We start from the raw sequence: 12,070 nt of genomic DNA, 5'->3' as shown, positions 1-12,070 counted from the left end.
GTTTGAGCGAAGTTTCACTTTTATTCAATATTATAACATTTATTTCAATAATATCTGTAAAAAGTTATAAAAACCTTTTTAACCGACAGAAAGCATCCCTTATAAATATTTATCTTTTACAAGGGATGCTTTCTTATACTTTTATTTTTTTTTAAACCTCGGAGCGATCAAACCAATAATGGCTGGCAGAATTGAAACAAATACAATTCCTAAAATGAAAACAGAAAAGTTATCTTTCACAATTTTGATGTTTCCAAAGAAGTAACCACAAAAGACTGCGATTAGTACCCACAGCAATGCACCTGCCACGTTGTACATAATAAAGTATGGATAACGCATTTTGCTGGCTCCTGCCACAAATGGAATGAACGTACGAATTAATGGCATAAACCGAGCGATCATAACGGTTTTACCGCCATGTTTTTCAAAGAAGGCATGCGCTTGATCCAAATTTTCTTTTTTTATAAATCGACCAAAAAAGCGGTGGTTTGAAATAGCTCCGCCCACTTTCTTACCGATTTCATAGTTCAATGAATCGCCCAATACGGCTGCTACAAAGAATATGCCAAGAACAGTCCATAGGTTTAAACCACCAATGGCAGCCATGGCTCCAGCCGCAAATAGTAATGAATCGCCCGGCAAGAATGGCATAATAACAACACCAGTCTCCACGAATACGATTAAAAATAGTATTCCATATACCCACTTTGGATATTGGCTGACTATACTTTTTAAATGTTCGTCAATATGCATAATAAAATTAAATAACCCTACTATTAGATCAATCATTCTTTCACTCTCATTCTATAGTATCATCTTAACCATCATACATTTTTCTCGAAATGATGTCACTGTTTAGAAGTTTATATACAATACAAACGATTGCTTCAATAGAAGGTTTCGGAAAAATTTTATTAACATCAACGGACTACTTAACTTATATCTTTTATATAAAGATTGAAATACTTGAATTATGCCCTCTTATAAATATTTCTTAAACCAATCTAAGATTTGCTCTAGTCTTTGAATTCTTAAATTAGGCAATCCTGTGCGTGATAAGTTGTGTTCAGCTTTTGGAAAACGGACAAATTGTGTTGTTTTGCCCATCGACTTTAAAGTAATGTATAGCTGTTCTGCTTGCTCAATCGGACAGCGATCATCCTCTTCCCCGTGCAATATCAAAAGTGGTGTTTCGATGTTTTGACTGTATTTTAATGGTGAATGGTGCCAAAGTTTTTCTACATCCGTCATGTCAGCACCAATCTGCCATTCAGAGAAATAGTAGCCGATATCTGAAACGCCAAAGAAGCTTACCCAGTTTGAAATAGAACGTTGTGTGACTGCTGCCTTAAAACGATTTGTATGACCGACAATCCAATTGGTCATAAAGCCGCCATAACTGCCACCTGTCACGCCTAATCTGCTCGTATCAATCCAATTATAGTTAGCCAGGACATGGTCAAGTCCTGCCATTATATCTTCATAATCCCCTTCACCATAATGATTGCGACACCCATCAACGAACTGTTGACCATAACTATGGCTACCTCGTGGATTCACATATAACACTCCATAGCCTTGTGCTGCTAACAATTGCAGCTCATGGAAGAACGTATTGGCATACATAGTATGCGGTCCACCATGAACTTCGACAATGAGCGGATATTTCTCGCCTTCTTTAAAAGTAGCAGGCTTCATAATCCAGCCATTCACAGTCCAACCTTCATCACCCTCATAGCTTATTTTTTCCGGTTGTACAAGCGTTGTTTCTTCAAGCCATGCATCATTGTAATGTGTGATTTGTTCTCTTTTCCCAAGTGTAATCTCATACTTGAAAAGCTCTCCAGGAAACACAGGGTTGCTTACAGCCAGAATAGCGGTTTTTCCGTCTCTTGATACATCAAATCCATAGATATGCTCATCTTCAGGGCTTGCAGGATAAATCGCTCCTTCTAGAGTTGCATAATAAAGTCTTACATCGCCAAATGTGGATAAGACAAAGTACAAGTCATTATGCTCAGTCCACACTACTGTTTTGAGCTCTGCATTTTGCTGCACATCGCCAACTGATAAGTCACCTACTGGCAAATCAAGCGCTTGTGTTAAATTCCAAGAATGCTTGCTTTCTATATCATATATAAAGAGATTGGCTTGCGCTGCATTTTTATATGCAAAATCACTACCTGAATAGGCAATATACCGATCATCAAATGAAAAGGCAGCAGATCCGTAATATCCTTCCTCTTCAACTATGATTTCCTCTTCTTTGGTCTTTAGATCGATCAAAATAATAGGTGAACGCCAATCATTATCTGTGTTCTCTACGCGATTCACTGAAACAATTAAGCTCGACCCATCATGAGAAATATCTTGCAAGCTATAATCATATGTATCAGTAAATAATCGGTTGATTGTCTTACTATGAATATTAATTTGCCCAATTTGGCTATGTGTTTTTTGCGGAAGTAATCCTACGCCGTTGAGCTTATATTTCATTCCGTCTACTACATAAGCTTCGGGTAACTCTTCTTTTTTCTCTTCCTTTTTATCAGTAAATTCTTTTCCGTCTTCTACGCGTGCAGAAAACCAAATTTCTTCATTAGACGGGGCCCATAGAAATGAGTCGACACCCTTGTCGAACTCAGTCAATTGTTTTGCTTCTCCACCACCAACAGATAACACAAATAACTGGTTTTTTTCTTTTCTTGTCGACAAGAAAGCAATGGAACGTCCATCATTTGACCATTTAACAGAAGAAATACGCTCTTCTCCAAATGTCCATGGCACTACATCGTTCGTATCCAAATCGATATGGATTAAATACGAAAAATACTTATTCTTTTCTTTATCCATCTTTGTTTGTATCGCCACAGCCTCTTTCCCACTAGGTGATAAAACAGGTGCCCCTACTGAAGTCAATTGAAACAAGTCATGCGTTTGAATCGTTTTTTTCATATTTAACACTCCTTATTTTCAGATTATTTATACTATAACTTATTTCGTAATACTAAGGAAATGTTTTTATTGCTTTTTTACTTATATAGTAACAGAATTCAGATTATTCTTTTTTATCTAGTCCTTAATATGGTATGATGCTAGAGTAAATATTATTTTAAGGATTGAAGGAGTTTTACTTATGAGCAAAAAACCACATCTTCAACGTGGGTTGGAGTCCCGACATATCACCTTGATGTCGCTTGGCGCTGCTATTGGAGTTGGATTATTTCTAGGTTCAGCAGGCGCTATTCAGTTAGCTGGTCCCTCTATTTTAATCGCCTATGCTCTCGGAGGGATTGTCATTTTCATCATCATGCGAGCACTTGGTGAAATGGCTGTCGAAAATCCAGTCGCCGGTTCCTTTAGTCGTTATGCCCAGGATTATCTTGGACCAATGGCAGGATTTATTACTGGCTGGAACTATTGGTTTTTATGGATTGCCACTTGTATGGCGGAAATCACAGCAGTCGGCATTTATATGCAATTGTGGTTCCCTGATTCTCCGAAATGGGTCTGGGCGCTAGCAGCTTTAATTCTCATGACAATCATTAATTTAATTGCCGTTAGTGCATTTGGCGAATTTGAATTTTGGTTTGCCTTCATTAAAATATTTGCTATTGTCGCAATGATTGTATTGGGCCTAGGTGTTATCCTATTTGGAATTGGCAATGGCGGAATTGCAGTCGGCATTAGCAATCTCTGGAGTCACGGCGGTTTTATGCCTCACGGTGTAAAAGGAATATTCTATTCGCTCCCAATCGTCATGTTTGCATTCCTAGGCGTGGAAATGATTGGCGTTACAGCAGGTGAAGCTAAAAATCCGAAAAAAGTGATTCCTAAAGCGATTGACACTGTTTTATGGCGAATTTTGCTCTTCTATATTGGTGCGTTGACTGTTATCATGTCGATTTATCCATGGAACGAGATAGATACCAATAATAGCCCATTTGTATTGATGTTCGATCAAATAGGATTACGCTATGCAGCAGGGATTATCAATTTTGTGGTTTTGACAGCTGCTCTATCTAGTTGCAATAGTGGTATTTTTAGTACAGGCCGTATGTTGTTCAATCTAGCTGAACAAAACCAGGCACCTGCCCTATTTAAGAAGGTAAGCAAAGGCGGTGTTCCGTCAGTTGCAATCATCGCTTCAGCATTCGTTTTGCTGATTGGTGTACTTCTAAACTATGTGGTAGCAGAAAAAGTTTTCGTTTGGGTGACAAGCATCTCTACGTTTGGCGCTGTATGGACATGGATTGTCATATTGATTAGTCAAATGAAATTCCGTAAATCCTTATCCGAAACTCAAGTTTCTAAATTGAGCTATAAAGCGTTTTTATATCCATTCAGCTCATACCTTGCTATTGCTTTTTTAGTGTTAGTCGTATGCTTAATGGCTGTGTTCCCAGATACACGCGTCGCACTTATAGTCGGTCCGATTTGGATCGTTTTCTTAGTCGTTTTATATCTCGTAAAATACAAAAAAGCATAAGAGGCATAAAAAAGATGGTTTTGGGAGACAACCCCAAACCATCTTTTTGTATTCCTTATGCACGAGACAATGCTTGGCTTTTTAAATTTCTACGCAGTATTTTACCTGTTGTATTTTTTGGTAGCTCTTCTAATAGTATAATTTCTTTTGGACATTTGTATTTTGCTAGATGCTCTTTACAATAGGTATGCAATTCATCTTCCGTAATTGAAGGGTCCTTCAATACAACATATGCTAATACTTCTTCTCCTAAGTTAGGGTCTGGAATGCCCACTACTGCTGCTTCCAGAACTCCAGGATGGCCATAGAATACTTCTTCTACTTCCCTCGGATAGACGTTATAGCCACCGACAATAATCATATCTTTTTTACGATCGACAATATAGAAGTATCCTTCTTCATCCATTCGCGCCAAATCTCCGGTATACAGCCAACCATCACGAATGGCCACAGCTGTTTCTTCTGGCATTTTATAATATCCTTTCATTACATTCGGTCCTTTTACAACAAGCTCTCCGACTTCTCCGACCGGCACTTCTTCTCCTAACTCATTGAACACTTTATTTTCAACATTTACGATATTCGTACCAATAGAACCTGCCTTGCGTTCCCGATCTAGTGGGTTAAAACAAGTAACTGGTGAAGCTTCCGATAATCCGTAGCCTTCAGAAACGCGAACATTGAATTTCTCTTCGAAGTTATGAAGCAACGCGACCGGCATAGAAGAACCCCCGGAGATTGCGAGTCGCAGGGATTTTAAATCCTCTGGGTTTCCTTCTGGATATTGATAAAGGAAGTTGTACATAGTTGGAACACCAGCAAAAATAGTTGGCTTGAATTCTCTTCCAATACGGAAGATTTCTTTTGGACTGAAAGTAGGTGTTATGATCAACTCGGCTGATGTTAATAATGGTGCATTTACTACAACGGAAAGCGCGAAAACATGAAATACAGGTAATGTAGTGATCACGCGGTCTTCCGCAGTGAATGTTAAATAGTCTGCAATGTCCCGAGCATTTGAATAAAGATTACCATGCGTCAACATCGCACCTTTTGGGCGCCCTGTTGTACCCGACGTGTATAAAATAACAGCCGTGTCATCACTATCAATCTCCATCGGCTTTACAGAAGGTGAAGATTCTTTCATAATTTGTCCAAATGAATGGACTCTTTCTTTTATATTTGGCGGTAATGCTTTCAGTTTTTCGATTGTATTTTCATTTGTTTCACAGACAATATATGTTTCTACTTCTGGGAAAGCCTTTAAGCCAGCCTCTACGAGCGGAAGCAAAGCATCTAACGCGATGATCGCTTTCGCATCTCCATTTCGAACAATATATGTAATCTCATCCGGCGTATACAGTGGATTCACTGGAATGGCTGTAGCTCCAATACGCATTGTGGCATATAAAGAGATAATAAAATGCGGTGTATTTCCTAATAAGAAAACCACATGATCCCCTTTTTCTACCCCTAAATCCTTTAATGCAGTAGCAAGCTTCGAAACGGACTCTTCAAACTCCCCATATGTCGTATCTTTTCCCCCAAAATGATACGCAATCTTGTCGGCTTGCTTTAAAGATGTGTTATAAATCTCTGACACTAAATTCATATTCCCACCCCTTTTTGTTAGAATAAAATGAATAGTCATTCATTTTTACTCTCCTCTATTATATAGAAATCAGAATAATAAAACAATAGACAGCTATTTCTAGTGTCTATTGTTTTTGATTAAGCTCTTATATGTGCAAGGTAACGCCAGCGAATCAAATAAAAGTAACAAATTTGGATAGCCGTAATTCCTGCCAACACGATGATCGTTTCTTTTATGATAGAGAGATCTGCTATGCCTTTCCAGAATACTTGCAACGCCATAAAGGCAAATGTGCTATGGAGCATTGCCAATCCCCATGGTAAGAAGAATTGCGTAATTAATTGGCTATCGACAATTTTTCTTAGTTCTTTATGTGTCACGCCCATTCGACGGAGTGTATCGAATTGTTTTTTGTCTTCTTCAAGACCTGTATATAACTTGAAGTATATAAAGCTGCCAGAAGCAAGGAAGAAGACAGTTGATGCCAACAGGCCGATAAATAACAATAACGCAAAAGTAGAACGGAAAAATGAATAGTCTAAACCCGGATTTTCAAAGTAGAAAGGCAGCTGATCCTGCTTATTGGCCACATAGGCGTTCGAAACCATTACATCTAAATCTGTTCCAATATCTTTCGTCTCAGTCCACTGTGGCACATAGAATACAAAGATATGGGTTGTTGATTGTCTTGTTTCTGCTCCTTGAATAGGATCTATAATCATGTGAAAGTCAATGTCATTAACGATAATCACATTCGTACCTAATTCAGTCGGTGAAAATAGCACCTTCGGGTAGACCTTATCAATGGAAAGCGAAACGTTATTTTCCTCAAGGACCGTATTTACTTTTTTCGTCTTTAACTCATTAATAGAATCGAGTGAATACGGCAAAAACATCGCCTCACCAGGTCTTAAATTGACGACTGGATAGCCAAAAACAATGGCCAATCGATTGATATCCGACTGCTTCATAATCTTGACAGACCTTTTTGTATAGGAGGAAGTTTGACGTTTGATATCAAATTTATTTAAGTGATAACTTAGCCCCTTCTCCTCTAATTCATTAATCAACCCTGTAATATGCTCTCGTTCATAGGGATTTCCATATTTACTAGAATAGACAAGGCCTAACGGATTGAGCTGATGATACTGATGCGTAAATGTAGACATAGAGCTCAGCGTTCCAACAGCTAAAAAGGCTAATGTCGATACCATACATGTGATAAAAAACATTCTTGCATTTTCCCTCATGATAGCAGATATCTTTGCAAGCGATATGATATGGTACTTCTTCCAGTACCATTTCTTATGTGCCCGTAAGCGTGATAATAAAAAAGGTACGGAGTCTGTAAAAAACCAATACGTTCCCAGCACGGCAAAAGGCGGAGTCAATATTGTAAAGATGACTAGATACTGTTTTTGTATTTGGCTTGCCATTATATAGGCTGCCAACAGCAACAGCATACCGAGGAGCCCTCTCCAAACGGAAAACTTCGATAACTGCTCATTCCGCCAATAACCTCTCAACAAGCTGACTAAATGAACATCTTTTATAAACATTACGCTAATAAAAGAAATGATGACAAATAGGCTTGTAAAAATACTAATGGTCAGCGCGAATGGTTTCCAAGAAAAATATAACGGAAGGCTATCAATCTGCAAAATCTCTCGAACAATCATAAAGAAAAATTTTGCAAAGGCATAGCCAAAAAGAATGCCCACAATAATCGCTGCCATACCGATAATCATTGTCTCAAATAAAATCAGTTTATTTAGCTTTCTCTTTTCCATCCCTAACTGAAGCAATAAGCCAAATTCCGTTAGGCGTGCCTCCAAAAAGGCTCTCATCGAGTACAGCAAAAAGAACAACATAAATAAAACAAGAATTACTTCTGCTATGACCATCCCTTGAAAAGCAATTTCCTGCAGAAATTCATTTTCGAGTTTGGGATGAAACATCAGCATTGAGTAAATAAAGAAAACCATAACAGAGGCAACACTTGAGAGAAAGAAAGCTGCATAGACTCGACGATTTCTGATTACGTTACGGAATGCGAATTGTCGAAAAGTCACCGACATGCCCTCCTAATAAGCTCAACACATTTAAAATCGCCTGGAAGAAGGTTTGACGATGGTTGTCTTTATAAATTTCGTTAAAATACTCGCCATCCTTTATAAAAAGTACACGGTCACAATAGCTTGCTGCAATCGGGTCATGCGTTACCATCACGATGGTTGTATTTTCCTCTTTATTAATACGGCCAAGCAATTGCAGCACATCTCCTGAAGCCTTGGAATCCAGATTTCCTGTAGGCTCATCAGCCAACAGAAGGGATGGCTTATGAATGATGGCCCGTCCGATTGCTGTCCGTTGAGCTTGGCCACCTGATATCTCATTTGGCCTTTTTTGCAGAATATCTTCTATGCCCAATTGTTTGGCAACCAGCTGCACCCTTTCCTGCATCATGGAAGGATCTTGGTCATCCAGTGACAAAGGCAGCACCATATTTTCCTCAACCGTTAGCATTTGTAAAAGATTGAAGTCTTGAAAAACAAAACCTAGCTGCCTTCTTCGAAAGTAAGCCAGATCATTCTTCTTAAGCTCAGTGGGTTTAATCCCGTTTATTACGATGTCGCCAGATGTTTGTGTATCTATAGTTGAAATCATATTAAGCAATGTGGTTTTTCCGCTTCCTGATGGACCCATAACAGCCAAGAATTCGCCTTTTTCAACTTCAAAGCTTAACTGATTGATTGCACGGTGCGTTACTTTTCCTTCATATACTTTTGTCACGTCTTGTATATTCAATAATGCCATATGAATTCCTCGCTTTTATCATTTTCTAGAAGGCTTTCTTTCACATAAACGGGTAGACAAAGCTAGGGAAACAGAATTTTTGTAGGTCTAGTCAAATTCATTCGTGGAAGTGACACTTAAAAGAAATGCGCACTGTTGTACCTTCCCCGACTGCTGAATCAATCTCCATATGATGGCCAAGTTTCTCACATACTTCTTTTGCCAAATATAGTCCCATACCGGTCGATTCGGCTGTTTTCCGGCCATTCTCTCCTGTGAAAAAGGCTTTGGTTACACGTTTTAAATCAGAAGGCGGGATTCCAATGCCTTCATCTTTAATGGTAAGGATGACGTGCCCATGGTCATGAGAGGATGATATATATACTTTTTTTCCTTTTTCAAACGTATATTTCACCGCATTGGTAATGAATTGCCCAACGATAAACTTAAACCATTTTGCATCTGTCGCTACTATACAATCTTCGTCCACTTTAATTTGAGGATATACCTGATTTTTAATAAATAAACGTTTGTTTTCATTAATAACCGAGCTGACCAATGGTAATAATGCTACCTGTTCAATTTTCATATCCTCTTCAAAAGTATCTAGACGCGCATTCATCAAAACGGTTTCTAAACCTCGCCTTAATCGCTCAACTTCTTCTCGCACACTTTCTCGGTCCAGTTCAGTTTCATCTTGCAGCAACAGCTCCAAAACGCTGATGGGCGTTTTCATTTGATGTACCCATTGATTCATAAACTGCATTTGCCTTTTTTGATGAGCGTATAGGGCTTGAGCTTCTAATTCATATAACCGGTATAGCTCGTGTATATACTTTTCAGTGGCTATATTTTCCGGCATTTTAGCATTTTTCTGCAAAGCCTCTTCCATCTTTAAAGGTTTTTGCAGTATTTTCCCATAGAAGGACTGTCTCATAACATAGCGTGTGAATAGGAAAGTAATAGTCAAAATGATTGAAATGATTACTGTATATATGGCTGTATCTGTATTTCTAAAGCCATCTAGCCAATAGAGCAAAAGAATAAATAAAACTAGGAGCAGATTAAAGATTAAAAAACCAATATGATCCTTTATAAATAATTTGATAGAATCCATTGTTATTGTTCCTCTTCACATAATACAAATCGATAACCAGCGCCCCGAACTGTTTCGATAGAAGATTGGATGGAGTAATCGGAGAGTTTTTTTCGTACGCGAGCCATATTCACATTAAGCGTATTCTCATCTACAAATGATTGATCATCCCATAGCTCTTCTAAAAGCTGTTCACGCGTCACGACTTTTGGAGTCGAGCCCATTAATAATTCCAGAATGACACATTCTTTTTTCTGCAGAGGTATAATTTCGTTCTTGCTGTGGAGCTCCATTCTTTCTATATAAAGCTGAAATTGCCCAAGTTTAATGACTCTTTCTTTTTGGGTTGCCGCATATTCCCCGTATGTTCTTCTTAAATGGCTTTTAATCTTAGCTAGAACAATTTCGTAATTAAATGGCTTTGTTATAAAATCATCTCCGCCATTCTCCAATGCAAAGATTTGATCCATTTCGCCTGAGCGAGCCGAAATAAATATAATGGGGCATGTCGTCACTTGTCTTAACTGGCGACACCAATAATAACCGTCATATGAAGGCAAATTGATATCTAACAGGACAATATGAGGGCTGAACATTTGAAACTCTTCCAAAATGTTTTCAAAGGATTCTACTGCCTTTACATCATAATGATACCTTCTGAGCGTTTCCGCCAACAGAGATGCTATTTTTAAGTCATCTTCTACAATAAGGATCCGATGTGTAGCCATTAAACTCCCCCCTTTCAATAAGTGTTCGTTTCTATTGGATTCCTACACAGACAGCCGATTAGTGTGACTGCCTGTACAGAAACAACTTTTTTGTTCGTTTAGTATATAAGCTTTAGGAATTCTTCTTTCGATACACCGCCAAAATAAGTCGGGATGTCGATTCCTTCAAGAGCTTCTCCTATTGCATCCAAGCTATATCTTTTTCCTTTTAAAGCTTCTTCGATATCTTTCATTTCCCCTACGCCAAAGAAATCGCCGAAGATATGCACATCCTCCATCAAGCCTTTGTTGACTTCTAAGCGCAAGTCAATAAAACCGGATGGGAATTTACTAGAGCGTTGAATATTGAATTTCGGTGATTGGCCATAGTTCCAATCCCACTGTTGATATCGCTCCTCTGATAGTTTATGAATGTTTGCCCAATCTTCATCGGTGAATTCATAGTATTGAATATTTTCTTCTCCGCCAAATATCGATTTTAAGATTTCCATTCGGAACTCTTCAACTGTGATTGGTTTGTCCATAAAGTCCACAATATTAGCTACACGAGAACGGACAGATTTGATCCCTTTTGATTCAATTTTTTCTTTTCTCACTTTTAATGCATTTACGACTTCATCAATATTTGTATCAAACAAAAGGGTACCATGGCTAAATAGGCGGCCTTTTGTAGAAAACATAGCGTTCCCTGAAATTTTGCGTCCTTCAGCCAGAATATCATTGCGGCCAGACAGCTCCGATTGGATACCTAGGTTTTTCATCGCATCCACAACAGGCTGCGTAAACTTCTTAAAGTTTTGGAACGATTCGCCATCATCTTTTGTGATAAAGCTGTAATTTAAATTGCCCAGATCATGATAGACTGCGCCGCCGCCTGATAAGCGTCTCACAACAATAATATTCTGATCTTCCACGTAATCTGTATTAATTTCTTCAATTGTGTTTTGATTTCTTCCAATAATGATAGATGGTTGATTTATATAAAAAAGCAAATAAGATTCGTCTTCCACATTTAACGTTTTCAGTGCATATTCTTCAATAGCCAAATTAATACGTGGATCTGTGATTCCTTTATTATCTATAAAATACATTGAATACACTCCTCAGTTACAATACTACGTTTATTTTACAATATATTTGGGTTTTTGTATTGACATTTCTCCACCTGTTATAATACAATACATTATAACAAAGCAGTAATATAACAGATATGTTAAGGAGGAGAATTCAATGTTAGAAAACGTTGTAGAATTTTTCAAAAACTTACCTGATAAACACTGTGTAGAATGTGGCGAAAAAATCGATGAACAAAGTGAGTGCTATGCAAACACTTGTGAACATTGCAATACCTTATAACATCCATATTA

At 38.1% G+C, this 12,070-nt stretch carries 10 protein-coding genes; 2 read left to right on the top strand and 8 right to left on the bottom strand.

Features of this window, described 5'->3' with window-relative positions; genetic code table 11:
* Positions 1-141: 141 nt before the first annotated feature.
* On the bottom strand, positions 142-786 hold the full coding sequence (locus tag RST01_RS09540) for a DedA family protein (protein WP_244946695.1): 645 nt from the start codon (positions 784-786) through the stop codon (positions 142-144).
* Positions 787-981: 195 nt separating this feature from the next.
* Entirely contained in the window at positions 982-2,955 is a 1,974-nt protein-coding gene (locus RST01_RS09535; protein WP_147196278.1) for a S9 family peptidase, read from the bottom strand.
* Between the two features lie 181 nt (positions 2,956-3,136).
* On the opposite strand from RST01_RS09535, the gene RST01_RS09530 reads away from it, so the two are divergent.
* Positions 3,137-4,489, top strand: a complete 1,353-nt coding sequence (locus RST01_RS09530) for an amino acid permease (RefSeq protein WP_147196276.1) — start codon at positions 3,137-3,139, stop codon at positions 4,487-4,489.
* A 55-nt stretch (positions 4,490-4,544) separates the two neighbouring features.
* Here the strand turns inward: RST01_RS09530 and RST01_RS09525 are convergent, their stop codons facing one another.
* The 6 genes from RST01_RS09525 to lplA form a co-directional block, all read right to left on the bottom strand.
* Positions 4,545-6,101, bottom strand: a complete 1,557-nt coding sequence (locus tag RST01_RS09525; protein WP_147196274.1) for a fatty acid--CoA ligase family protein — start codon at positions 6,099-6,101, stop codon at positions 4,545-4,547.
* Between the two features lie 119 nt (positions 6,102-6,220).
* Complete coding sequence (locus RST01_RS09520) at positions 6,221-8,161, bottom strand: FtsX-like permease family protein (RefSeq protein ID WP_221298000.1); 1,941 nt, start codon at positions 8,159-8,161, stop codon at positions 6,221-6,223.
* A complete protein-coding gene (locus RST01_RS09515) occupies positions 8,127-8,900 on the bottom strand; it encodes an ABC transporter ATP-binding protein (protein ID WP_147196270.1) in 774 nt (257 codons plus the stop codon). Before RST01_RS09515 ends, RST01_RS09520 begins: the two co-directional genes overlap by 35 nt.
* Before the next feature lie 97 nt (positions 8,901-8,997).
* On the bottom strand, positions 8,998-9,996 hold the full coding sequence (locus RST01_RS09510; RefSeq protein WP_147196267.1) for a sensor histidine kinase: 999 nt from the start codon (positions 9,994-9,996) through the stop codon (positions 8,998-9,000).
* 2 nt (positions 9,997-9,998) lie between these two features.
* Complete coding sequence (locus RST01_RS09505; protein ID WP_066789539.1) at positions 9,999-10,703, bottom strand: response regulator transcription factor; 705 nt, start codon at positions 10,701-10,703, stop codon at positions 9,999-10,001.
* A gap of 98 nt (positions 10,704-10,801) precedes the next feature.
* Entirely contained in the window at positions 10,802-11,794 is a 993-nt protein-coding gene (gene lplA / locus RST01_RS09500; RefSeq protein ID WP_147196265.1) for a lipoate--protein ligase, read from the bottom strand.
* A gap of 139 nt (positions 11,795-11,933) precedes the next feature.
* Here lplA and yhfH point away from each other — a divergent pair, with 139 nt between their 5' ends.
* The gene (gene yhfH, locus RST01_RS09495; RefSeq protein WP_084246941.1) at positions 11,934-12,059 is read left to right on the top strand and encodes a protein YhfH; all 126 of its coding nucleotides are present in this window, start codon (positions 11,934-11,936) and stop codon (positions 12,057-12,059) included.
* Positions 12,060-12,070: the final 11 nt, after the last annotated feature.

Source organism: Rummeliibacillus stabekisii (assembly GCF_007988965.1).
Lineage (GTDB): Bacteria > Bacillota > Bacilli > Bacillales_A > Planococcaceae > Rummeliibacillus > Rummeliibacillus stabekisii.
The sequence above is the reverse complement of the archived record's forward strand: the minus strand, read 5'-3'. Positions and strand labels throughout refer to the sequence as shown.

What these genes read in the sequence shown, in the direction of transcription:
- RST01_RS09525 (WP_147196274.1), bottom strand. Translation starts at nt 6,101, where the DNA reads ATGAATTTAGTGTCAGAGATTTATAACACATCTTTAAAGCAAGCCGAC.
- yhfH (WP_084246941.1), top strand. Translation starts at nt 11,934, where the DNA reads ATGTTAGAAAACGTTGTAGAATTTTTCAAAAACTTACCTGATAAACAC.
- lplA (WP_147196265.1), bottom strand. Translation starts at nt 11,794, where the DNA reads ATGTATTTTATAGATAATAAAGGAATCACAGATCCACGTATTAATTTG.
- RST01_RS09535 (WP_147196278.1), bottom strand. Translation starts at nt 2,955, where the DNA reads ATGAAAAAAACGATTCAAACGCATGACTTGTTTCAATTGACTTCAGTA.
- RST01_RS09510 (WP_147196267.1), bottom strand. Translation starts at nt 9,996, where the DNA reads ATGGATTCTATCAAATTATTTATAAAGGATCATATTGGTTTTTTAATC.
- RST01_RS09520 (WP_221298000.1), bottom strand. Translation starts at nt 8,161, where the DNA reads ATGTCGGTGACTTTTCGACAATTCGCATTCCGTAACGTAATCAGAAAT.
- RST01_RS09515 (WP_147196270.1), bottom strand. Translation starts at nt 8,900, where the DNA reads ATGGCATTATTGAATATACAAGACGTGACAAAAGTATATGAAGGAAAA.
- RST01_RS09530 (WP_147196276.1), top strand. Translation starts at nt 3,137, where the DNA reads ATGAGCAAAAAACCACATCTTCAACGTGGGTTGGAGTCCCGACATATC.
- RST01_RS09505 (WP_066789539.1), bottom strand. Translation starts at nt 10,703, where the DNA reads ATGGCTACACATCGGATCCTTATTGTAGAAGATGACTTAAAAATAGCA.